Consider the following 23,070-nt stretch of genomic DNA (forward strand, 5'->3'; position numbering starts at 1 on the left):
TTTATCAGTCGTCGCCACCGAAGATGCCGAGAAGCTGCAGCAAACTGATGAACAGGTTGTACAGCGAAACGAACAGGCCAATGGTGGCCATGATGTAGTTACGCTCGCCGCCATGGATGATGGCGCTGGTCTGGAACAGAATGCAGGCCGATGAGAACAGCACGAAGCCCGCGCTGATCGCCAGTTGCAGCCCGGTGATCTGGAAGAAGAAGCCCGCCAGCATGGCGCCGATCAACACGAAGAAGCCCGCGGTGATAAAGCCGCTGAGGAAGCTCATGTCCTTGCGGGTGATCAGTACGTAGGCCGAGAGGCCGAAGAACACCAGGGCGGTCATCGAGAGCGCCGAGCTGATCAGCTCGCCACCATTGGCCAAGCCCAGATACATGTTGAGGATCGGGCCGAGGGTGTAGCCCATGAAACCGGTCAGGGCGAAAGTGGAAACCAGGCCCCAGACCGAGTTGCGCAGCTTGGCGGTGAGGAAGAAGAGGCCGTAGAAACCGATCAGCACCACGAAGATGTTCGGGTAGGCGGCATTGGCCTGCATGGCCATGTAGGCAACCAGACCGCTGAACGCAAGGGTCATGGCCAAGAGTCCGTAGGTGTTGCGCAGAACCTTGCTGACCTCCCGCTGTTCGACCTGCGTGTGGCTAAGCGCGTATTCGTGTTCGTGCATGGCGACACTCCTTGGATGAATTCAAGCCTGAGACGATTTGTCCCGGATCATAGCAGAGGCAAGCGAGATGCCTAGCATCAGTGTTTGACAGTGTATTTCTATCCGGTAATATTGCGCCCGCTTTATCCGGAAGTGTGGCCGAGTGGTTGAAGGCAGCGGTCTTGAAAACCGCCGAAGGGGAGACTCTTCCCAGAGTTCGAATCTCTGCGCTTCCGCCATCTGAAAACCTGAAGGCCCCGTATTCCGGGGCCTTCAGCGTTTCTGCGGTATGGAAAAGTGGTGTAAATATTCCCCTGTTGTTTCCCGTGCTCTCACGAGTGCCGGAATCTCGAGGGTGGGATGCCATGGCATTCGTTCTGCAGTGGTCGCCACATAGCTTCGTCGGCGACGCGCCAATAGGCGCGATTATGGTGCGCTGGTCCCCGCTGGCTTTACATTGGCTGACGCTCAGATGAGATCGCTCCAGGCTGTGGGGGAGTTGGCAGTTGCCGAGGTGGCGATACGCCAGCTGCCTGCTAGAATGCGGCGCCTGACAAATGGAGTTGTCACCATGAAACGTTTCAGGCAACCGGAAGCCTTCGCATTGATTCAGCAGCACTTCGAGCCATTGGTGTTCAGTGCCCGCATGGATTCACCGTCCACCGTACGCATAATGCTCATCGATGAAGCGACTGGCGAGTCGCTATTGCTGACCGGCCTGCCGTGTCGCATATCCCTTTCCCGCGCCGAGATCGCTGGCTTGATCAGCGCCATTGATCTGGATGCCGCAGCCCTCAGACCCGCCCTGCTAAGCAACCTCAAACGCCCTCGCTTGTTGGGTTAATCGGTAGGGTGGCGTCGATATGCATTGTCGTCACCAGTGAAAGTAGATTGCTTGCCATCAAGGGCGCTTGCTCTCTGAGCGAAAACAGCTTGGGCGACAACAGCCAGGTGTGGGTGATGCCCATCAGGCTCGAATAGAGCAGCAGCGCTAACGCGCGTGGCGCCTGGCAGTGCTGGATGACTTGTTCTTGCTGCCCCAATTCGATCAGCTCCTCAAGCAGCTGGACCATGTCCCGAGTCAACTTGCGCTCACGTTTGAGCGTGCTGGCCATCTGTGCCGTGAGTTCGGTCTTGTTCAGCAGAATCTCGAAAGACTGGCGATACCAACAGTCGTCCAGGAGTAAGCGAAACCACTCATTGACGAAATGCCCAAGGGCGGCAGCTGGCTTCCCGGCAAGTTCGCGGCTGCGCTCGATCAGTCGTTCCAAGGGTTCTTGAGAAACGGTTAGCACCGCTTGGTACAGCTCGTCCTTGCTTTTGAAATGCCAGTAGATGGGGCCGCGGCTGAAGCCGGCGGCTTCGGCGATCATCGCCAAGGTGGTATTGGAGTAGCCATTGCGGCTGAACAGCTCAAGTGCCGCGGCGATTACCTTTAGGCGGGTCTGTTCAGCGTCTTCTTTGGTACGGCGCATGGGGCTCCTCGAAATGCGCAGCGGCCACGCAGCGTGCCGTTGCCGGACGCTGCGTGGCAAGGCTTTACAGCGCGCCGTCGGCGGCCATCTGCATGTAGCTGGTGTCGAAGCGTAGCTTGAGGTTGCCCTGGTCACCGAGCGCGCCCTTGGGCATGGTGATGCCGACGAAGTCCACCGAGTCGGCGCCGTCGCCCAGCAGGCCGTGATCGAAGGAGAATCTGCGCACGCTGTCCATGGCTTCATGGGCCTGTTGGCCGGAAATGAAGGCGATCGCTTCGGCTGGCTGGAAGAACATATGGGTGCCCTTGAGCTGCGCCTCGTAGCCGGCCTGGTCGGTACCCGATGCAGCTCCCAGCTGGGCGCGCAGTTCGGCACCTTCCGGCGTATCGCTGGCCATGATTGCCATCACTTCGTACCACGCGCCGGTAACGGCCTTGCCGAAGGCCGGATTGTCGGCCAGCGTCTCGCTGTTGACGATCAGCAGGTCCTTAACGTGGCCTGGCACGCTGGCTGAATCGAACACCTGATGTGCGTCGGGTGCAGCGGCGACTTCCTGTAGCAGCGGGCTCCAGGTTGCTACGTTACGCACGTCGGCAGTGCTGAAGGCGGCGACGATGTCAGCGTCCGAGGTGTTGACCACCTTTACGTCCTTCTCCGAAAGACCGACGCTGTCCAGCGCCTTGGCCAGGATGTAGTGCGACACCGACAGTTCGACCAGATGCACCTGCTGGCCCTTGATCTGCTTGAGATCATCGGTGCCCTTCATCACCAGCCCGTCGTTGCCGTTGGAGTAGCTACCGACAATCAGTGCGGTGGTATCAACGCCACCGGCAGCCGGGATCGAAAGGGCATCCATGCTGGTGGCGACCACGCCATCGAACTGACCGGCGCTGTACTGGTTGATGGACTCGACGTAGTCGTTTATCTGGCTGATGTTCACCTCGATGCCGTACTTGTCCGCCCACTTCTTCATGATTCCGGACTCGTCGGCGTACTTCCAGGGCATCCAGCCGACGTAGATGGTCCAGGCCAGGTTGAAACTGGTTTTCTCCTCGGCTTGAGCCAAAGGGGCGAGGCCGGCCAGGGCGATGGCCCCAGCGCAAAGCAGTTTTTTCATGGTGCCGTGCATGGTGTTACTCCCTGGTCAGAAGAATTTCAGATAGCGCTGGATTTCCCAGTCGGAAACGTGGGTGTGGTAGGCATTCCATTCGTCGCGCTTGAAGTCGACGAAGGCCTGGTACATCGCGTCGCCGAACACTTGGCGCGACAGCGGGTCGGCCTCGAAGGCGTCGATGGCTTCGCTGAGGGTGCGCGGCAGGGTTTCGATCCCCATCTGCGCCACTTCCTGTTCGCTGTACTGGTACATGTTTTCGCGGTGCGGCTGGCCGGGATCGAGCTTGTCACGGATGCCTTCGAGGCCAGCAGCAAGGATCATCGCGCCGCCCAGGTAGGGATTGCAGCCGATATCCGCGGCGCGGCATTCGACCCGCGCGCCCTGAGACGGGATGCGCAGCATGTTGGTACGGTTGTTGTTGCCGTAGCAGCAGAACACCGGTGCCCAGGTCGAGCCGGACATGGCGCCCTTGCGGATCAGCCGCTTGTAGCTGTTGACCGTCGGGGCGATGACCGCGCAGATCGCCTTGGCGTGCTTTAGCACCCCGGCGATGAAGTGGTAGGCCAGCGGGGTCACGCCGCAACCGTAGGTGTCCTCGCCGTCGACTTCGAACAGGTTCTTGCCGGTTTCGATGTCGGCCAGCGACATGTTGTAGTGCGCGCCGCTGCCGGTGCGGTTGGCCGAGGGCTTGGGCATGAAGGTGGCGAAGGCACCGTGCTTGCGGGCGATCTCGTTTGCCATCATGCGGAAGAACACGAAACGGTCGGCCATGCCGAGGGCGTCGGTGTACTTGAAGTCGGTTTCGAACTGGCCGTTGGCGTCCTCGTGGTCGAAGGAATAGACGCCCCAGCCCATTTCGTTCATGGCTTCGACCAGCTCGTCGATGATGGGCAGGTTGTCCATCAGCAGGCGCGGGTCGTAGCAGGGCTTGGCCATGTCGTCGCGCTCGGAGATCGGCGCGAAGCCGCCGTCTGGCGTGTCTTTGAACAGGAAGAACTCGGTCTCGATACCCAGGTTGAAGGTGTAGCCGAGTTCGGCGGCGGCTTCGGTCTGACGCTTGAGAATGCCGCGCGAGCAAGCTTCGAAGGGCTTGCCGTCCAGATAGAGATCGCTGGCGAACCAGGCCAGGTCGCGGTTCCAGCTGCACTGGGTGGCCGTAGCCGGGTCGGGCATGGCAGCCACTTCGTTGTCACTGATCTCCTGCGGCACGCCATCCAGCGCCGCACCGGTGTAGAGCTCGGAGCCACGGAGCATCTGACCGAGGTGGGCGAGGGGGACGAACTTGCCCTTGATCACTCCGTGGAGGTCGACGTAGCTGGCCATCGCGTACTTGACGCCCTTGTCCTGCAATTGCTGTTTCAGCTCCTCGACGGAGGAGAGGGGGAAGCTGGTCATCTGCTTGCGCTCCTTGGAGTCATGAATGGCGGCACCTGGCACCGCTGGCACGATTCCTTCATCCAATATACATGCCAGCGTGTATAGAAACGGGTCACCGCTGGCGCCGCCTCGCCCCGTTTCGTCGATGCCGGAGTCACACAGATGCTTGAAATAAAAAGGGAAAAGAAGCTTTTCGCGCTGGGTGAAATGCGCCTGGACAACGGTGAGCGTCTACGCAACGCGCGCCTTTGCTATCAGGTGGTGGGTACGCCGAACCGTGCACGGGACAACCTGGTGCTGATTCCGAGCTACTACGGCGGCACACATTGGGGCAGCCTGCCCCTGCTTGGTGCAGATGGGCCGCTGGCAAGTGGTGACTACTGCATCGTACTCACCAACCTGCTGGGCGCGGGCTGGTCAACTTCGCCTAGCAATGCTGCGCCTGGGCAGGAAGCTGCGCAGTTTCCGCGGGTGAGTCTGCTGGACAATATCCGTGCGCAGAAGGCCTTGCTCGATCGGCTGTACGGCAATGACTGGCAGCTCGCGCTGGTGGCAGGCTGGTCCATGGGCGGCATGCAGACGCTGTTCTGGGCGATGGCCTATCCCGAGCGGGTGCGCGCCATCCTGCCGTTCTGCTGCACGGCGCGCTGTTGGCCGCACAATCAGGTATTTCTAGAGGGTGTAAAGGCGGCCCTCCGTGCCGACGCGGCCTGGCAAGGCGGGCGCTATGACACTCCGCCGGAACGCGGCTTGCGTGCCTTTGGCCGCGCCTATGCCGGATGGGCATATTCACAGGCGTTCTTTCGTCGCGAGCTGTGGCGCGAACTGGGCTTTGCCAGTCTTGAGGAGCTGCTCGATTACTGGGAGCGGGATCATCTGGAGCAGGATGCCAACGACCTGCTTTGTGTGCTGCATACCTGGCAATCGGCCGACCCGGCCCGCAGTTTCGGGAAGGACTCGCTGGCGGAGGCGCTAGGGCTCATCAAGGCGCGCGCCATCGTCATGCCCGGCAGCACAGACCTGTACTTCACCGTCGAGGATGCGCGTCGTGAGGCATCACTGATGCCAAACGCAGAACTTCGAGTGCTGGAGTCGGATTGGGGCCATTGCGCCGGTGGACCCGGGCGCAGTGCGGCGGCCATGCAGCAGGTATTTGCTGCGATGGCGGAGCTGCTGGAGGCAGGGCGCTGAATCGGCAGCGCTCAGGCCGGATGGCAGGCTGATCAGCCTGCCACGGCGCTCAGCTTCTGCAGCTGTTCGAGATCAGTCTGCATACCGGAGGTTTCCCGAATGCGCGCGAGAATCTCGCGCTTGAGTGCGGTGAATTCCGGCGCGAGCTTCATGTCCTGGTTGCGCTGGGCCGGCAGTGGCACGTCGTAGATCGAGTCGATGCGCCCGGGCCTCGGCGCCATCAGCACGATGCGGCTGCCGAGATAGATGGCTTCCTCGACGTCGTGGGTGACGAACAGGATCGTGCTCTTTTCCAGCCGGTGCACATGGCGAATCAGGTCGTGCATCACCTCCCGCGTCTGAGCATCCAGCGCGCCGAAGGGCTCGTCCATCAGCAGCGTCGCAGGTTTGGGCATCAAGGCGCGGGCGATGGCGACGCGCTGCTGCATGCCGCCGGAGAGCTGGCTGGGATAGGCATCGGCGAAGCGCGTCAGGCCCATCAAGTTGAGCAGGGCGTCGGCGCGGCCTGCGGCCGACTCCACGTCGCCGTCATGGCGCACGGTGTCGCCGATCACCTTGAGCTGACGGCAGAACTTGATGTTTTGCATCACCCTCAGCCAGGGGTAGAGGCTGTAGTGCTGGAAGACCATGGCGCGGTCGACGCCAGGGCCGTCGATGGGCTTGCCGTCGAGCAGGATCTCGCCGCGGCTCAGTGTCTCCAGCCCGGCAATGATGCGCAGCAGGGTGGACTTGCCGCAGCCCGACGCGCCGACGAAGGTGACGAACTCGTTGGGCTGGATATCCAGGTCGATCGATTGCAGCGCCTGCACCTCGCGCTGCTCGCTGACGAAGGTCTTGCCAACCTGGCGGATACGAATCTTGGCATCGGACATGGTCATTTCCTCATCCAGGGGAAGGAGCGGCGGTGCAGCCAGCGGAAGGCCTGGTCAGTGAGCAGGCCGATCAGGCCGATCAGCAGGATGCCGGCGAAGATCTTGTCAGTGTGCATGTAGCGCTGTGCCTTGAGGATGGCGTAACCGAGACCGGAATTGGCCGCAACCAGTTCGGCCACCACCAGATAGGTCCAGGCCCAGCCACAGGTGATACGCAGGGTGTCGAGCAGCGCCGGTTTGGCCGACGGCAGGATCACCAGCTTGACGATTTCGCCGCGGTTGGCGCCCATGGTCTGCGCCGCCTCGATCTGTGCCATGGGCACGCGCCGCACGTCCTCGGCAACCATCAGCACCATCTGGAAAAAGGTGCCGATGAAGATGATCAATACCTTTGAACCTTCGTCGATACCGACCCACAGCATCACCAGCGGAATGAACGCCACCGCCGGCATGTAGCGGATAAAGTCGGTGAGTGGTTCCAGGAAGGCCTGCACCGGCCGGTAGGTGCCGATGTACAGCCCCAGCGGTAGGGCGATCAGCGCCGAGGCGCCGAAGCCCGCCATGACCCGCCAGACGCTGATGCCGATGTCCCCCAGCAGCCCCTCGCTGGTCCACCAGCGGCCGATGCGTTCGAGCACGGCGCCGGGGCTGGGCATGAACATGGGGTCGGCCAGACCGAGGGCTGTCCACAGCCACCAGACGACGAAGGGCAGGCTCAGCCCGGCGCCGGTCAACAGCCAGGCGCTGCGTCGGGATAACTCGCCGCGAATGCGCCAGAAGCCGCTTTTGCGAACGGCCTGTGTTGTCGCTACGGCGGGCTTTTCCCGGCTCGGCTGCTCGACGCTGGGCGTTGCGATGGTGATCTGCGCAGTCATGCGGGCACCTCCAGGGGCGTGCTGGTAACGGGATGCTCGGCACGCTGCCAGCCGCCGCTCGGCGCATAGCGGCCCAGTCGTGCCAGGTCTTCGTTGGGCAGGCTGGCCGGATTGGCGAAGCGCCAATAGCTGGACAGCAGCGCATCACCGACACGACCCGGTAGTGTCGAATGGCTGATCTGCCAGGGCGTGGCACCGTTGCGATGGCGGCCGAAGGACAGTTCGAATGCCAGCAGCTGCGGGCGCAGGGCGGGATCAACGGCGCCCAGTTGGTCGCGTAGATGCTTGTTGCCTGTTGAAAGGGGCAGCGGACGATCGGCGGCGAACAGGAAGTAATCGCCGGCTACCAGCAGGCAGGCCTGGCGGGCAGGCTGCCCGGCTGCACGCAACCAGAGGCCCCAGTTAACGCCAGCGGATTCGGGCAGGCGTTGCCAGACTTCGTGGTAGCTGCCGTCCAGCCCGTCTTCCAGCAGGCGCTCCGGGGTTTCGAAGTGCATCAGGCCGATATCCGCCGGCCCGCCCGGCGGCTGGAAGTCGATCAGCCGATGCCACTGGCAGATATCGCCGTTGACCTCGGTAACGCCGGCGAAACCGGCCTGTTCGCTCAGGGCCAACTGCTGGGCGTGGCTGCAGGTTTCCAGCGAAGCTGCCGGCGGCAGCGCTTGCGGCCGCGGCAGGCGCAGGTCGGCGTGCAGGCTGGGGGTCTGCAGCCAGTACACCTCGCTGGTTTCGTCACGCAAGCCGGCCGTGGTGGTCAGCAGGCGTCGGCGCCACACGCCGAGATAGGCATCGGGAACGCTCTTCATGCGTGGTACTCCGGAAAGCGTTTGAGAGTGCGCCAGAAGGCCATGTCGTGATTCGGCCAGATCGCGGCGTCGGTCTCGGAAGCGGTGTCCTTGAGCTTGCGAATGCTGGCCAGCGCCAGATCTTCGCGGTCCTGCCAGCACAGTCCGGGCGCGACTTCGTCGACCAGGTTCTCGCTCAGGTCCGCAGCATCCCCGGCGAGAATCACCGGCTTGCCGTGCGGCAGTTCGATAAGCAGCGACATGTGGCCGGCGGTGTGCCCAGGTGTATTGATGGCGCGCAGTCCGGGCAGCAGCTCGTATTCGTCGCCCTGCAGCTTCCAGTGATGCTCGCCTGCAAAGTCATCGGCGAAGTAGGCGTCGTCCGCCTGGGCGCGGGCGGCGGCGAGTTCCGCTTCATGCACATGCACGTCGCAGCCGCACAACTCGCACAGGCCGCCGGCATGATCGAAATGCAGATGACTGAGGAACACGAGATCGATATCGGCGGGTGAAAGCCCGTGTCGGGCGAGGTGAGCGGGTAGTCGCTGCTCCTCGGTCATCTCGGGCGGCCCCATTGGAAACTCCACCGGATCGAACCAGCGTGCCCGCAGTAGCGGATCGCTGAGCTTGGCGTAGTCGCAGCCGACGTCGAACAGCACGCGACCCTGTCGGGTTTCGATTAGGAAAGCGAGGATCGGCGCGTCGATCAGCGTGCCCTGGCCGCAATTGCGGGTGGAAATCGACTTGTCGTAGCGATGCGTGGCGGTCAGCAGCGGCCAGAGTTTCAGCACATCGGTCATGCGGCGCGCTCCAGGCGCTGGAGCAGGCTGGCGCTGTCGGTCACGCTGCCGAACAGCCCGCCTTCGACCTCGATCATCGCCAGCGCAGCCGCATGCAGTTGCGGGTCGGACGAGGCGCAGGCATCGCTGACGGTCAGGCAGTCGAAACCGAGATCGATGGCCTGGCGCAGCGTCGAGGACACGCAGACCTCGGTGGTCACGCCGGTCAGGATCAGCTGCTCGATGCCGCGGCGGCGCAGGATCAGCTCCAGATCGGTGTGGGCAAAGGCGCTGTAGCCGGGTTTGTCGATCACCGGCTCGCCAGCGCGCGGCTGCAGTTCGTCGATCAGGTCGTGGCCGAATTCGCCACGCACCAGCAGGCGGCCGAGGGGGCCGACGCTGCCGATGAGGGCGCCGGTCGCTTCGGCACGGCGGCGTTTGGGGTCGGGCAGGTCGGAAAGATCCGGACGATGGCCTTCACGGGTGTGCACCACCAGCATGCCCAGCCCGCGGGCGCGATCCAGCAGCGCCTGGATTGCCGGGATCGGTGCGCGCAGGCGGCTGACGTCCATGCCGGCCTGGTCGGCGTAGCCGCCCAGGGCGCAGAAGTCGCGCTGCATGTCGATCACCAGCAGCGCCGTGCGCCCGGGGTTCAGGTTCGTCGCCAGGCTCACAGGGCAAACTCCTTGCACACCGCGGCGGTGATGCCGTCGACGATATCTTCGGCCAGCCGCTGGCCTTTCGCCGCGCTGGAGCCTTTGGCCGAGGACAGCACGCCGGAAGGTGGCACCCACTCGATGCGGGTGGGATACATGTCGTAGGGCGGGAAGTCCGCTGGGGCGTCGTCCGGAATTTTCTCCAGCGCCACCAGTTGCGGATGGAAGTGCAGCATTAGCGAGGTCTCGATCACCGCAGCATGCTCCAGAGCGAAGCCGGGGAATCCATCGGGGAAGACATCGGTCAGGGTCTGCTCGCGGCAGAAATCCCAGTGCTCCAGGCGCATCACCTCCAGCCCTGCGTCCGGCCCGAGGTCGCGCAGCGCCAGCTGGATGCCCTCGGCGACGAACCACTGGTTCTCGTAATGGCCGAGCACCAGCACCAGGCGGCGCGCGCCGTGGCGGTGGAACTCCCGTACGGCGTCGCGCACCAGTGCGCTCAAGGTCGCGCCATCCAGGCTGGTGGTACCGCAGAAATGCTGACCGCCGCCGCATTTCGGTTGCGATTTGTAGCCGTAGGACAGCGCAGGCGCGACCAGCCCGCCGACCCGTGCCGCCACGTCGGCGCTGATCGCGCTGGCCAGCAGCGCGTCGGTGCCCAGCGGCAGGTGCGGGCCATGCTGCTCGGTGGCGCCGCAGGGCAGGAAGACCACGGCGCCTTCGCCGATGCGGAGTTCATAGTCGACCCAGCTCAGTTGATCCATGTGCACGGTCATGCGCAGGTGCTCCTAGTCGCGATGGGGAGGGGACGTTCCGGCCAGCCGGCGATCAGCGCGGCGGTGGTGATCAGGGCGGCACCGAGCCATTCGTTCGGGCCGATGGCGTGGTTGCCGAACCAGGCGGACGACAGCACCGCGGCGATCAGCTCGAACACCACCAGCACCGCGGCGCGGCCGGCCTCAAGATGAGTGAGGCCGTACTGCACGGCGGCCATGCTGATCAGCCAGCCGAGCGCCAGCAGGGCGATCTGCCAGGTCAGGGTCAGATCCAGCGTTGGTATCGACTGACGAAACAGTAGGCAGAACAGCCCACCGAGCAGCGCGCTGCCGATGAAACTGACCAGTGCCTTACTCGCCAGCGGCACCCGGTCAGCGGCGCGGGTGGCCAGGTTGTTGAGGCTGAAGGCAAGGCCGGCGGAAAGCGCCAGCCAGTCATTCGCGCCTGGCGCATCCAGGGCTTCACCCGTGATGCCGAGGGTCAGGCCGATACCGAGCATCGCCAGGCCCAGGGCGAACAGCCGCGTGCCGCTGAGGCGTTCGCCGAGCAGCAGCCAGCCGCCGACCATCGCCCACACCGGCGCCAGATAGAACAGCAGCATCACCCGCACCACGTTGCCGTCGGCCAGGGCGGTAACCAGTGCCGCGGTGGCCCAGCCGCCGCACAGACCCATGGTGAGCACCTGGCGATACTGGCTGGCCCACTGCCGTCGCTGCTGCCAGAGCACCGGCACAGCCAGGAGGCTGAGCAGCGAATAGGTCAGCAGCACCAGCGGCATACCAGCCAGGCCACGGGCGGCGAAGAACTGCAGCGGTAGCCAGCCAAGCCCCCACATGACGGCGCCACCGATCAGCATGCCCTGCGGCATCAGGCTGTTCATGCGCCCATCCAAGAGCCGCCATTGGGCCCGAGCAGCTGTCCGGTGAAATAGCTCGCCTGCGGCGAAAGCAGGAAGACGATGGCCGCCGCGACTTCCTCCGGCGTGCCCAGACGCGCCATGGGGATCGCCAGCTCCTTGGCCATCCACTCATCACTCATGTGCTCCGGGCTGACCATTGCCGTGGCGATGGGGCCGGGGGCGACGCCATTGACGCGAATGCCGTCGGCGGCGAATTCGCGCGCCAGCGAACGGGTCAGGCCGATCACCCCGGCCTTGGCCGTGCAGTAGGCGGCGTACTGCTCGCGGCCGAGAAAGCCGAGGTCCGAGGCGACATTGACGATGGCGCCGCTGCGCCGCGGCTGCATTTGCGCCAGCGCATGGCGACAGCAGCGGTAAACACCGCCCAGGTCGACGCCCAGCACTCTTGCCCAGTCCGCCTCGCTGGTCTCGAGAAAGGGCTTTTCCAGGATCACCCCAGCGTTGTTGACCAGCAGATCGAGCGGCCCGTGCGCCTCGATGGTCTCGAACATCGCTGCGACCGCAGCCGGGTCACTGACATCCGCCTGGGTCGTGCAGGCGTCGCCGCCGTTGGCGATGATCTGCTCGCCCAATCGTTCCGCCAGGTCGTGTTGGTCGCGATGGTTGATCCACACCCGCGCGCCCTCGGTTGCGAGCGCAAGGGCGGTGGCACGGCCGATACCGCTCGCCGCGCCGGTGACCAGAGCGGTCTGCCCGGTAAAGATGGCAGCCATCAGTGCATCACCTCGCCGTGGCTGACCGACAGCGCCTGGCCGGTCAGGGCGGCGGCCAGCGGTGAGCCGAGGAACAGAAAGGTGCCGCCCAGGTCCGCGGGCGTCAGCAGCTCCGGAATGGCCTGGTTGGCGAGGATCGCCGCCAGCTCGGCGCTGTCGCTGCGGCCGTTGGCGTCGGCCATCACCTGCAGCGAGCGCATCGCCGCATCGGTGCCGATCCAGCCGGGACACACCGCATTGACGCGGATGCGCCGCGGGCCCAGTTCCCAGGCCAGCGAGCGGGTCAGGCCGACCACCGCGTGTTTGCTGGCGACATAGGCGGAAAAACCCGGCACGCCTTTCAGGCCCCAGATCGAGGCCTGATTGATCACACTGGCGCCGGCACGCAGGCGCGGTAGCAGGGCGCGGGTCAGGCGCTGCATGGAGCCGACGTTGTTCTCCAGCAGGGTCGACCAGCGCTGATCGGCCTCGAAGCTGCACTCGCCCAGCGGCGTGGCGTATTCGACGCCGGCGTTGTTGACCAGCACATCGGCGCTCAGGCCTCGACAGGCGAGGTCATCGGCGTAGCGCTGCACCGCCTGGCGGTCGCCGAGGTCCAGTGCGGTGCATTGCAGCGGCGTCTCGCCAGCGAGTTCGTCGACGAGCCGGGCGAGGGCGTCGGCGTCACGGTCGAGCAGCTCCAGTGTGGCTCCGGCGGCGGCGAAACTCTGCGCCAGGCCACGACCGATGCCACCGGCGGCGCCGGTGATGACCACGCAGCGGCCGCGGTAATCCAGTGCCTTGTGCATGTCACACCGCCGTCAGGAAGGAGACGCCCACGGCGCCGTAGAAGTTGTCGGCCTTGTGCGGCCCTTCGCTGACCACACCGTAGTCATCGTCCAGCACACGGCGCACGCGGTAGCGGTGGAAACTGCCGAGCAGCTTGCGCATCGGGATGACCTGGTTGTAGGTGCTGCCGTACAGCTCGGCGTGCAGCTTGGGCAGGCGATACCAGGGCGCCACGGGCTTTTCGTGGTGGGCGTTGTGGAAGGAAAAGTTGAGCAGCAGCAGGTTCAGCGCCGGCCAGCGCTCGGAAACCACGTTGCTGTAGGTGTTCTGCTGCTCGTAGCTGCGGTCGCGGCGTTTGTCCTCCGGCAGCTTGCCGCCATCTTCCAGCACGGCGAAGGCCTCGTAGGTGTGCTGATAGGCATCGGCGAAGCGCAGCACGCTGAGCATGATCATCCATGCCACGGCGTACAGCAGCACGGCCTTCAGCGAGAGCGCGGCAAGCCCGGCGAAGAGCAGTGTGCGAACGGCCAGCACAGCAGCGACCTTGCCACGGCGGGCGCGGTGCTTGTCGTTGTCGGTAATGAAGGGCAGGGCGATCACGTAGAAATGCATGATCAGTTCCACCGCCGGCACATAGGCCCATTCCAGCGCCAGCACCAGCTTCTGGAACCACAGCGGGCGTGCCTTGAGAAAGGCCTTGCTGTCGAAGGTGATCACGTCGGCGCGGTCGACGTGATGGCGCATGTGTTTCTTGCGCAGGTCCTGAAACTCGGCGTAGCAGCTGCCGCACAACCAACTGCAGACGTTGCCGGCCCATTCGTTGTGCTTGGGCACGCTGAAGATCGCGCCGTGGGCGAATTCGTGAATCAGGTAAGCGGCGATGATCATGCCGTGGGCCAGCAGCAACGTGCCCAGTGCGTTCAGCCAACCATTGGCGGCGAACAGCAGGGCCAGGCCGCCGCCGTAGGCAAGAGCGGTATAGAGGATCGCCAGCGTGTTGGGCACGCGGCCATCGGCGTAGCGGTACAGAGGTTTCGCAGTCATGGTCTTCTCCAGCACAGGCGGGCGACGGCCCGCCCGGCGTCGGCTTACTGGGCGAGCGCTTCGGTGAATTGGGCGTCGTAGGTCTGGCTGAAATCCGGGATGGTTGGGATCTGCCCGTTGTCCTTGAGCAGCTTGGCGATGATCGCGCCGCTGCCATGGAAGGAATGGGTGTCGTCGCCTGGGCTGAAGCTCTTGCCCATCTCCGCGAGCGGGATGTTGTAGGCGCCGGCCATCTGCTCGACGGCTTCTTCGGCGCTGACGCCAAGCACCTCGCCGATGATCTTTGCCGACTCCTCGGGGTGCGCCTGCATGTAGGCCAGGCCGTCGAGATAGCCCTGGATCATTGCCTTGATGGCGGCGGGCTTCTTGGTGATCACCGCCTCGTCGAAGACCAGCACGTCGGTGATCAGGCCGGGGGCGTCCTTGGACGAATAGACCACCCTGAACTTGTCGCCGCCGCCCATGGAAAGGATCTGCGAGACATTGGGCTCATAGGTCACACCAATCGGCAGGTTGCCCGAGGCCATGGCGCCGGGAATGCCTTCCGGGGTCATGTTGACGGCGTTGATGTCCTTGTCGCTCATGCCGTTCTGCTGCAGCGCATAGGCCAGCAGAAAGTCCGATGGTGAGAGCGGGTTGAAGCCGACCTTCTTGCCCTTGAAGTCGGCAACGGTCTGGATCGAGGCGTCGGCGACGATGGCGTCACCGCCGTTGGAGAAGTCGATGGGCATGACCACCCGGTGCTTCAAGCCCTTGGCGACCGAGGCCACCACCTGGTCGTAGGTGAGCATGCCGCCGTCCAGTGCGCGGCTAAGCATGGCGGTGGGAATCAGCGCAGGGTCGTTGAAGAACTGCAGGTCCACATCCAGGCCGTGGGGCTTGAATAGGTCTTTCTTGTCGGCGACGTAGAAGGGGCCATAGCCGGCCCAGACCACAGTGCCGATCTTCAGCTTTTCGGCGGCCTGGCTGGCCAGCGGTGAAAACAATGTCGCGACGGCCAGGCCGGCGGCGAGAAGGGTCTTGTTCAGCGAGCGCAGTGTGGACATGGCGTGATTTCCCTACACATTGGAATGACAAGGCACGGGATGACATCGCGTCTCCCGGGCTTTTATCCCTCCGTGTAGTCCCGTCCCTGGGACCGGAGAACTCTCGGACCAGCGCCCACTCCCTGTGAGCCGGAACCCTAGTTCTCCTTGAAGCTGCTCCTGTGTTTGTGCCAAGCGTCATGAGTGCCGGTGGCGACTCATCCCGTTCATTAGCTCTACAGCAGGTTGCGTGCCAGCTGCGCTGCTCGAAGCAAAAGCGCCGTCTATTCAAGAAGTTGCCGTACGAAACGGCAGTAGAGCGTTTGCTCGGCTTGAACTTCGCTGCTCTCAAATGGGGAGCCTTGCTCCGCGATAGTGCGGAGCAAGGCTGTGGTGGTAGGTTATTGGCGAGGAAGGCACAGCATCCTCAAGGCGCTCCCACAAAACGCTGATGCGGGAGCCGTCGGGGACGTGAATCAAATCAGGTCGGTACTGGCGCATCCTCGCGGAGCAGTCCATCGCGCTTGAGCGTCTGCCAGAACTCGCTGGGAACCTGAGTATTGAAATAGTCCATGTACTGCTTCGGCCGCTCGGGGTTCGCTGTACCGGGGATGATCGAGGCCACAACCGGGTTGGCCAGGCAAAAGTGCAGCGCTGCGGCGCGCAGGTCCACGCCGCAGCGCTCGGCAACCGCGTTCAGCTGCTTCCTACGCTCGCTGATGTGCGCCGGGATCTGGTCGTACTCGTAATGCTCGCCGCCGGCCAGCACGCCGGAATTGAATGGGCCGCCAACGACGATGCCGACACCCCGCTCATGGCAGGTCGGAAACAGCGTATCCAGCGCTTCGTCGTGCTCCAGCAGCGAATAGCGACCGGCCAGCAGGAACACGTTCGGATCGCTCTGCTCAAGTGCCATGCGGCACGGTTCGACCAGATTGACACCCAGACCCCAGCCGCGAATCACACCCTCATCGCGCAATTGCGTCAGGGCCTTAGCCGCGCCGTTCATCGCTTGTTGGAAGTACTCCTTCCACTGCGGGCCCCATTGATCCTCGGACACGTCGTGGATGAACACCACGTCGAGGCGATCAACGCCCATGCGCTCCAGGCTGTCTTCGATAGAGCGTCGCGCGCCGTCGGCCGAGTAGTCGGGGACACGCTTGTTGGGCAGTTCGTCGACGAAAGGCTTGGCATTCTCCGGCTGGGCGGCCGGGTGCAGCAGTCGCCCGACCTTGGTACTTAGCACGTATTCATCGCGTGGCTTGCCGCTGAGCAGGCGACCGAAGCGCTGCTCGGCCAGCCCTGCGCCATAGTGTGGCGACACGTCGTAATAGCGAAAGCCGGCGTCCCAGGCGGCCTTGAGGGTGGCGTCGGCAGTTTCTTCGCTGAGCGGATGGAACATGTTGCCCAGCGGTGCGCCGCCGAGGCCAATGCGTGGCAGGGTGATACGCATGGAGTACTCCTCCTTCGGATGCAGATGGTGCCGACCGGAGTCGGCGTGGCTCTGCATCCGAGGTCGGCCCGGCGCTGGATGTTCCGACGATGCGACGGGATGGCTACAGCGCAACCCCGTCGATTCTCGTCTGCCTCAGCCGCGGCACTTCAAATAGGCGCGCCAGCCGCCCAGCTCGGTGATGTCCTGCGATCCCTCCAGGCCGTAGGGCTCGCAGATGAAGCCCGTCTCCCAACGGCCATCGGCCAGTTGCACCTTGCCTAGGCCGAGGGGTGCCGGAATGCCTGTGAGAAAGGAACCGAGCTCCGCGCTGGGCAACTCCCAGACCTCCACCTCGACAGCCGCTCCGCCTTCGGTGACGCGAACCATGCCCGGGCGCAGCGGCGGGCCGCCGGCCAGGGCGTAGAGCTTGTAGTCCGGCGAGCTGCGGGTGGTTTCCAGCAGCAGGCCGCCGCGCAGCCTGAGCTGCCAGTTCAGCGGCAGGCCGTCCAGGTGCGCACCGCAGACCACCACGCGGGCGCGGTCGTTGCGAGCCGGGTTCTGTGGTGCTGGCATGTCGAGTGCGTTGCCGCTGATCAGCTTCAGCTCGGTCTGGCGCTGTAGCGCGTCGGCCAGGCTCAACAGGTACTGGTCGGTGAACGCCCGGCCGAACAGTGTCACGCCCCAGGGCAGGCCGTTCTGCATGACGGCGGCCGGCACCGCCACCGCGGCGTAGTCCAGCATGTTCATGAAGTTGGTGTAGTAGCCCAGGTCCGAGTTGCGCTTGACTGGTTCAGCATGCAGCTCGGCAAGAGTGACCGGGCGCGGGTAGGCGGGTGTGAGTACGCAATCGACCTCGGCCATGATCCGGTCGCAGATGGCCGTCAGCTGCTGCAGGCGATATTGGGCCTGGAACAGCTGCACGGCGGTGGTACCCGGCGCCTTTTCCAATACCGCTTTTATCACCGGCAGCACGGCATCGGGCTGCTGCTCGATCAGCGCGCCGGCGACACTATAGCGCTCGGCGACCCAGGGCCCTTCGTAGAGCAGGCGCGCGGCCTCGAGGAACGGCGAAAAGTCCACTTCCACCGGCTCGCCACCAATGGCCTTGAGATGCTCAATGGTGGTGGCGAATAGCGACGGGCTTTCCGGGCAGCCGAGAAATTCGAGCTGCTTTGGCACACCGAAGCGAAAGGACTTCACCTGACCAAACGCTGAGCCGTCGTTCCAAAGTGGGTTGGCGCGGCTGTACTCGTCCCGAGGGTCGAGCCTGGCGGTCAGCGCCAGCAACTGACTGGCTTCAGAGGCGGTGGTAGTGAAGAAGGTCACGCAGTCCAGCGTACGGCAGGCGGGGACGACGCCGGCGGTGGAGATCAGGCCCTTGCTGGCTTTCAGCCCCACCAGGTTGTTCAGCGCAGCCGGAACGCGGCCGGAGCCGGCGGTGTCGGTGCCCAGCGCAAAGGTGCACAGGCCCAGCGCCACGGCCAAGGATGAGCCGGCGCTGGAGCCACCGGAGGGATAGTCGGGGTGCACGCTGTTGCGGCACTCGCCATAGGGCGAGCGGGTGCCGTTGAGGCCGGTGGCGAACTGATCGAGGTTGGTTTTGCCGAGTGGTATTGCACCCAGCGCAATCAGCTGCTCGACGATGGTGGCGCTGGTTTCAGGGGTGTAGGCGAAGGCTGGGCATGCGGCGGTGGTGGGGATGCCGGCCAGATCGATGTTGTCCTTGATGGCGAACGGGATGCCGTAGAGCGGGAGTTCGGCGGAGGTTTTGTCATCCAGGGCTGCGATGAAGGGTTCGAGTTCTTCGACGCTCAGCAGGTGGATAAAGGCGTTGAATTCGCCGTTCAGTTCGGCGGCCTTGGCGTGTAGCTCGAGGATCAGCTGGCGCGGGGTCGTGGTGCCTGCTTCATAGGCAGCGCGCAACGTGTTGAGGCGCAGATCGAAATTGGTCGTCATGGTTGGCTTCCTCTGTGGCGGGCCTAGTCTGTTCGGGCGGTTGGGATGAAGGTTTGGCTAGCGCCTCTTTCCCCTCACCCCAGCCCTCTCCCCAAAGGGGCGAGGGGGTTGGTTCGGTGTTGCTGATGGCTATGTGGTCTGGCGTTGTTTTGGTGCTGTTAGTCCGGCGCCTGTGGTGTGTGTCGTGGCGAGGGATTTGGCCTGTTCCCCTCATTCCGGCCGTCTCTCCAAAGGTGCGAGAGTCAGTTCGGTGTTGCTGGTGGTCTTGTGGTCTGGCGTTGCTTTGGTGCTGTTAGTCCGGCGCCTGCGATGTGTGTCGTGGCGAGGGATTTGGATGGGTCTGTTCCCCTCATCCCGGCCGTCTCCCCAAAGGTGCGAGGGTTGGTTCGGTGTTGCCGGTGGTCTTGTGGTTTGGCGTTGCTTTGGTGCTGTTAGTCCGGCGCCTGTGGTGTGTGTCGTGGCGAGGGATTTGGTTGGGTCTGTTCCCTTCATCCCGGCCGTCTCCCCAAAGGTGCGAGGGTTGGTTCGGTGTTGCTGATGGTCGTGTGGTCCGGCGTTGCTTTCGTATGAGGCCAGGATTTCGGTGCGCGGCTCATGGCAATGCGTGAACAGCGTCGATGTCCAGATCCCGAACCCGCGCCGAACCGGTCCCCTCTCCCTGAGGGAGAGGGCTAGGGTGAGGGGGGAAATGGTGGGCAAAGACCACAGTTCTCAGACCTCCTCGATCACCACTACCCGCTGGCCTGCGCGCACCGGCGAACCGGGCTGCACACGGACGTCCATCACCACCCCGGCGACCGGGGCGGTGAGCGGGATCTCCATCTTCATGCTCTCGAGGATCACCAGCACGTCGCCGGCCTCGACCCGCGCACCCTCGGCCACCGACACTTGCCAGAGATTTCCGGCGATATGGCTGTCAATGCCGTGCTGGCCGGCGCCGAGCGGTGTGTCTTCGCCCAGATCGGCGACGATTTCCTCGCTTTCGAAATGCGCCTGGCCGGATTCGATCCAGCGCTGGCGCTCGGCGTCGAAGGCTGCGCGCTGCTGGCTGCGGAACGCCTCGATGCTGTCGGCTTCCCTGGCCAGGAAGTCCTGATAGTCCGAGAGGCACAGCTCGGTCTCCTCGATCTTCAGCGGGTAGCGGCCCAACGGAAAGTCGCGGCGAATCTTCAACAGTTCCTCGGCGCTGACCGGATAGAAGCGAATCTGGTCGAAAAAGCGCAGCAGCCATGGCTTGCCGTCGAATGCGGCGACTTCGCGATAGCGGTTCCACATCTGCAGCGTGCGGCCGACGAACTGGTAGCCGCCGGGGCCCTCCATGCCGTAGACGCACATGTAGGCGCCGCCAATGCCCACCGAGTTTTCGGCCGTCCAGGTGCGCGCCGGGTTGTACTTGGTGGTGACCAGCCGATGACGCGGGTCCAGTGGAGTGGCGACGGGGGCGCCGAGGTATACATCGCCGAGGCCCATCACCAGATAACTGGCGTCGAACACGGTGCGGTAAACCTCGTCGAGGTTCGGCAGATCATTGATGCGGCGGATGAATTCCAAGTTGCTCGGGCACCAGGGAGCATCCCTGCGCACGGTCGTCATGTACTTCTCGATCGCCAACTGGCAGGCAGGATCGTCCCAGGACAGGGGCAGATGAACGATGCGCGAGGGCACCGTCAGGTTCTCGGCGTGGCAAACGGCATCCCACTGGCCAATCACTTCGGCCAGCAGGCGAGCAAGCGGCAGAATGTCAGGCTGGTAGTGGACCTGCAGCGAGCGAATCCCGGGTGTGAGGTCGATCACGCCATCCAGCGCTTTCGTCTCCAGCGCCTGCATCAGCGCGTGGGCGCGAAAGCGCAGCACCAGATCCAACTCTGGGGCACCGATTTCCAGTAGCACGTGAGTGTCGCCGGCGAGGCGGGCTACCAGACGAGTGTCATCAGAGCCGATGTCGAGGACGATGGGGGAGGTGAGCGCATATTCCGCAGACTGCGCGTAAATGCCCCCTCTCCCCCCGGGAGAGGGCTGGGGTGAGGGGCTTTTGCTGTCGGTTGAAACAGCCCTCACCCCGATCGCGGGCCGCCCCGGCCCCTCTCCCGGAGGGAGAGGGGAGACAAGCGTGCACTCTTCGCGCCGGGCTCTTGCCAGCTCCCGCGCTGTGGCGATATCCACCGGGACAAAGCGCACTTTATCCCCTGCCTTAAGCTGCCCGAGCTGCCACAGGTCGGCCTCGATAATGGTCACCGGACAGACAAACCCCCCCAGGCTCGGGCCGTCCGGGCCGAGGATCACCGGCATGTCCCCTGTGAAATCGACCGCGCCGATGGCGTAGGGGTTGTCGTGGATGTTCGATGGATGCAAACCGGCTTCGCCGCCGCTCTCGCGCACCCATTCGGGCTTGGGACCGATCAGGCGCACGCCGGTACGGCTGGAGTTGAAGTGCACTTCCCAGTGGGTACTGAAGAACGTCTTGATGTAGCCCTCGGTAAAGTACTCCGGCGCGCCATGCGGGCCGTAGATCACTCGTAGCTCGCGCACCGCCGGCAGCACTTCGCAGAGTTCCAGCGGCAGGCTGGCCCCCGCCGAGCTGTCGGTCAGTTCGCTCAGATGCAGCACGTCGCCCGCACGCAGCGCGCGGCCGCCGTGGCCGCCGAACTGGCCGAGAGTGAAGGTACTTTTGCTGCCCAGGTAATCCGGCAGCTGAATGCCGCCACGTATGCTGAGATAGCTGCGCGCGCCGGCACCGGCAATGGTGCCGATAGCCAGGGTGCTACCGGCTTTCACCAGGATCGCGGTGTACATCGGCTGCATGACATCGTCGAGCTTCAGCGTGATCTCGGCGCCGGTGACTGCCACCACCGCATCGGTGTTGAAGCGCAGGCTCGGCCCGCTCATGGTGATTTCCAGACCTGCGGCACCACCCGGATTGCCCAACAGGGCATTGCCCAGGCGCAGGGCGCGGCTGTCCATCGGTCCGGACGGCGGCACTCCCACCGCCCAGTAGCCGAGGCGGCCAGGAAAGTCCTGCACGGTAGTCTGAGTGCCGCCGCTTATCACCTCGAAGGTGTTGGCCTTGTAGGTCAGGCCTTCGAGGCAACGGGTCCATGGCGTGCCATTGACGAAAGGTTCAAAGGTCAGGATTTGCCGGAGGTAAGCGCGGTTGGTTTCCACGCCATAGAGCAGCGTGTCGCCGAGGGCGGCATCCAATGCCAGGCGCGCCTGTTCGCGACTTGGCGCCCAGGTTATGAGCTTTGCAATCATCGGGTCGAAGTAGGGCGGGATCTCGCAGCCCGCTTCAACCCAGGTGTCGATACGCAGGGTCTTGCCATCTGCTGACGGGAAGTTCACCGCTGTGAGCAGGCCGGGACTCGGCTGGAAATCGCGGCCGGGGTCTTCGGCATACAGGCGCGATTGAATCGAATGGCCGTTAGGCTTCAGATCCTTGGCCAGCTCGATCAGCGGAGGCAAGTCACCGGCAGCCAGCTCGATCATCCAGCGCACCAGGTCCACCCCCCACACCTGCTCGGTAACGCCATGCTCCACCTGCAAGCGGGTGTTCACTTCGAGAAAGTAGAAGCGCTCGGCCTCGGTGTCGTAGACGAATTCGACAGTACCGGCGCTGCGGTAGCTGACGGCCTTGGACAGCCTGATCGCCGCGTCGCACAGCGCCTCGGCCATGCCGGCCGGCAGATTTGGCGCCGGGGTTTCTTCCAGCACCTTCTGGTTGCGCCGCTGCACCGAGCAGTCACGCACCCCGAGGGCAATCACCTCGCCGGCACCGTCGCCGAACACCTGCACTTCCAGGTGGCGAGCGCGCTGGATGTATTTTTCGATAAACACGCCGCTGTCGCTGAAGTTGTTCTGCCCCAGGCGTTTGACTGCGTCGAAGGCTTCGCTCAGTTCGGCGGCGCTGTTGCACACACGCATGCCGATGCCACCACCGCCAGCGGTGCTTTTCAGCATCACCGGGTAGCCGACCTGCTCGCCGGCGATCAGCGCAGCCTCAAGGTCTGCCAGCAACTCGGTGCCCTCGAGCATCGGCACGCCGTGCTGCTTGGCCAGGGCGCGGGCGGTGTGCTTGAGGCCGAATACGCGCAGTTGCTCAGGCGTCGGGCCGACGAAGGCGATACCCGCGGCCTCGCAGGCTTCGGCAAAGGCGGCGTTCTCCGAGAGAAAGCCGTAGCCGGGGTGGATTGCTTGCACACCGGTTTCCCGGGCCACGGCAAGAATTTTTTCCACCACCAGGTAGGTGCTCGAGGCCGGGCCTTCGCCCAGGCTGTGCGACTCGGCGGCCTGTTGGATATGCAAGCTGGCGGCGTCGGCCTCGGAATAGACGGCGACGCCTTTCACGTTCAGGGCGCGCAGCGTGCGCAGGATGCGGCAGCTGATGGCACCGCGGTTGGCGATAAGGAGTTTGCTGAACATCTTCAATCCCTCACGGGGAGGCGGGCCGTCCCGCTTTATTTCTTCGTCGCCCCCGGCCGTCCGGGGGGTGGCGTTTGTCGGTGGGCCTGGCGGCGTTCTGCTTTAGCCAACCATTGCGTATTAATGTGTGGCTGCGGGCTTGAAGCCCACCCTACGGATGATGCCGGGCTGCGCGACGGTCATTCGCGCCTTGCTCTTGCGACGCGCCTGCTACTGGTAGCTGCCCGGCACGCGCCTGCAG

General features: G+C 64.1%; 20 protein-coding genes, 1 tRNA gene and 1 riboswitch. Of the genes, 3 read left to right on the forward strand and 18 right to left on the reverse strand.

What is annotated here, in order from left to right; translation table 11 throughout:
- Window positions 1-4: 4 nt before the first annotated feature.
- Complete coding sequence (locus CXK91_RS01645; protein ID WP_038660536.1) at window positions 5-673, reverse strand: Bax inhibitor-1/YccA family protein; 669 nt, start codon at window positions 671-673, stop codon at window positions 5-7.
- 128 nt (window positions 674-801) lie between these two features.
- Here CXK91_RS01645 and CXK91_RS01650 point away from each other — a divergent pair.
- Window positions 802-891 (forward strand) — tRNA-Ser (locus CXK91_RS01650).
- 332 nt (window positions 892-1,223) lie between these two features.
- Window positions 1,224-1,496 (forward strand): DUF1652 domain-containing protein, encoded by a 273-nt coding sequence (locus CXK91_RS01655; RefSeq protein WP_103454669.1) that lies wholly within the window; start codon window positions 1,224-1,226, stop codon window positions 1,494-1,496.
- On the opposite strand, the gene CXK91_RS01660 is transcribed toward CXK91_RS01655, so the two are convergent.
- The 3 genes from CXK91_RS01660 to glnT form a co-directional block, all read right to left on the reverse strand.
- Window positions 1,471-2,127 carry a TetR family transcriptional regulator gene (locus CXK91_RS01660; RefSeq protein ID WP_103454670.1) on the reverse strand — a complete coding sequence of 219 codons (657 nt, stop codon included), beginning with the start codon at window positions 2,125-2,127 and terminating at the stop codon, window positions 1,471-1,473. The genes CXK91_RS01655 and CXK91_RS01660 overlap by 26 nt on opposite strands.
- A 64-nt stretch (window positions 2,128-2,191) precedes the next feature.
- Window positions 2,192-3,256, reverse strand: coding sequence for a putative urea ABC transporter substrate-binding protein (locus CXK91_RS01665; protein WP_103454671.1), 1,065 nt, complete (start codon window positions 3,254-3,256; stop codon window positions 2,192-2,194).
- Between the two features lie 15 nt (window positions 3,257-3,271).
- A complete protein-coding gene (gene glnT / locus CXK91_RS01670; protein WP_103454991.1) occupies window positions 3,272-4,636 on the reverse strand; it encodes a type III glutamate--ammonia ligase in 1,365 nt (454 codons plus the stop codon).
- A 144-nt stretch (window positions 4,637-4,780) separates the two neighbouring features.
- On the opposite strand from glnT, the gene CXK91_RS01675 reads away from it, so the two are divergent.
- Complete coding sequence (locus CXK91_RS01675; protein ID WP_103454672.1) at window positions 4,781-5,809, forward strand: alpha/beta fold hydrolase; 1,029 nt, start codon at window positions 4,781-4,783, stop codon at window positions 5,807-5,809.
- 32 nt (window positions 5,810-5,841) lie between these two features.
- Here CXK91_RS01675 and CXK91_RS01680 read toward each other — a convergent pair whose 3' ends face one another.
- The 14 genes from CXK91_RS01680 to uca form a co-directional block, all read right to left on the reverse strand.
- On the reverse strand, window positions 5,842-6,681 hold the full coding sequence (locus CXK91_RS01680; protein ID WP_181003897.1) for an ABC transporter ATP-binding protein: 840 nt from the start codon (window positions 6,679-6,681) through the stop codon (window positions 5,842-5,844).
- A gap of 2 nt (window positions 6,682-6,683) precedes the next feature.
- Window positions 6,684-7,556 carry an ABC transporter permease gene (locus CXK91_RS01685; RefSeq protein ID WP_256055607.1) on the reverse strand — a complete coding sequence of 291 codons (873 nt, stop codon included), beginning with the start codon at window positions 7,554-7,556 and terminating at the stop codon, window positions 6,684-6,686.
- Window positions 7,553-8,362: a hypothetical protein gene (locus tag CXK91_RS01690; protein ID WP_103454674.1), complete on the reverse strand. Its 810-nt coding sequence runs from the start codon at window positions 8,360-8,362 to the stop codon at window positions 7,553-7,555. Before CXK91_RS01690 ends, CXK91_RS01685 begins: the two co-directional genes overlap by 4 nt.
- Window positions 8,359-9,141, reverse strand: coding sequence for an N-acyl homoserine lactonase family protein (locus CXK91_RS01695; RefSeq protein ID WP_103454675.1), 783 nt, complete (start codon window positions 9,139-9,141; stop codon window positions 8,359-8,361). The genes CXK91_RS01690 and CXK91_RS01695 overlap by 4 nt, the downstream gene beginning before the upstream one ends.
- Window positions 9,138-9,794, reverse strand: coding sequence for a cysteine hydrolase family protein (locus CXK91_RS01700; protein ID WP_103454676.1), 657 nt, complete (start codon window positions 9,792-9,794; stop codon window positions 9,138-9,140). Before CXK91_RS01700 ends, CXK91_RS01695 begins: the two co-directional genes overlap by 4 nt.
- Entirely contained in the window at window positions 9,791-10,552 is a 762-nt protein-coding gene (locus CXK91_RS01705) for a creatininase (protein ID WP_103454677.1), read from the reverse strand. The genes CXK91_RS01700 and CXK91_RS01705 overlap by 4 nt, the downstream gene beginning before the upstream one ends.
- A complete protein-coding gene (locus CXK91_RS01710; RefSeq protein ID WP_103454678.1) occupies window positions 10,549-11,433 on the reverse strand; it encodes a DMT family transporter in 885 nt (294 codons plus the stop codon). The genes CXK91_RS01705 and CXK91_RS01710 overlap by 4 nt, the downstream gene beginning before the upstream one ends.
- The gene (locus tag CXK91_RS01715; RefSeq protein WP_103454679.1) at window positions 11,430-12,185 is read right to left on the reverse strand and encodes an SDR family NAD(P)-dependent oxidoreductase; all 756 of its coding nucleotides are present in this window, start codon (window positions 12,183-12,185) and stop codon (window positions 11,430-11,432) included. Before CXK91_RS01715 ends, CXK91_RS01710 begins: the two co-directional genes overlap by 4 nt.
- A complete protein-coding gene (locus CXK91_RS01720) occupies window positions 12,185-12,973 on the reverse strand; it encodes an SDR family NAD(P)-dependent oxidoreductase (RefSeq protein WP_103454680.1) in 789 nt (262 codons plus the stop codon). The genes CXK91_RS01715 and CXK91_RS01720 overlap by 1 nt, the downstream gene beginning before the upstream one ends.
- Before the next feature lies 1 nt (window position 12,974).
- Window positions 12,975-13,997 (reverse strand): fatty acid desaturase family protein, encoded by a 1,023-nt coding sequence (locus CXK91_RS01725; protein ID WP_103454681.1) that lies wholly within the window; start codon window positions 13,995-13,997, stop codon window positions 12,975-12,977.
- A 44-nt stretch (window positions 13,998-14,041) separates the two neighbouring features.
- Window positions 14,042-15,043: an ABC transporter substrate-binding protein gene (locus tag CXK91_RS01730; protein WP_103454682.1), complete on the reverse strand. Its 1,002-nt coding sequence runs from the start codon at window positions 15,041-15,043 to the stop codon at window positions 14,042-14,044.
- A 49-nt stretch (window positions 15,044-15,092) separates the two neighbouring features.
- Window positions 15,093-15,195: riboswitch (guanidine-I (ykkC/yxkD leader) on the reverse strand.
- A 308-nt stretch (window positions 15,196-15,503) separates the two neighbouring features.
- Entirely contained in the window at window positions 15,504-16,475 is a 972-nt protein-coding gene (locus CXK91_RS01735; protein WP_103454683.1) for an aldo/keto reductase, read from the reverse strand.
- 135 nt (window positions 16,476-16,610) lie between these two features.
- On the reverse strand, window positions 16,611-18,413 hold the full coding sequence (atzF, locus tag CXK91_RS01740; protein WP_103454684.1) for an allophanate hydrolase: 1,803 nt from the start codon (window positions 18,411-18,413) through the stop codon (window positions 16,611-16,613).
- Between the two features lie 711 nt (window positions 18,414-19,124).
- The gene (uca, locus tag CXK91_RS01745; protein WP_103454685.1) at window positions 19,125-22,829 is read right to left on the reverse strand and encodes an urea carboxylase; all 3,705 of its coding nucleotides are present in this window, start codon (window positions 22,827-22,829) and stop codon (window positions 19,125-19,127) included.
- Window positions 22,830-23,070 lie beyond the last annotated feature (241 nt).

It is taken from the genome of Stutzerimonas stutzeri (genome assembly GCF_002909485.1).
Classification (GTDB): Bacteria; Pseudomonadota; Gammaproteobacteria; order Pseudomonadales; family Pseudomonadaceae; genus Stutzerimonas; species Stutzerimonas stutzeri_AH.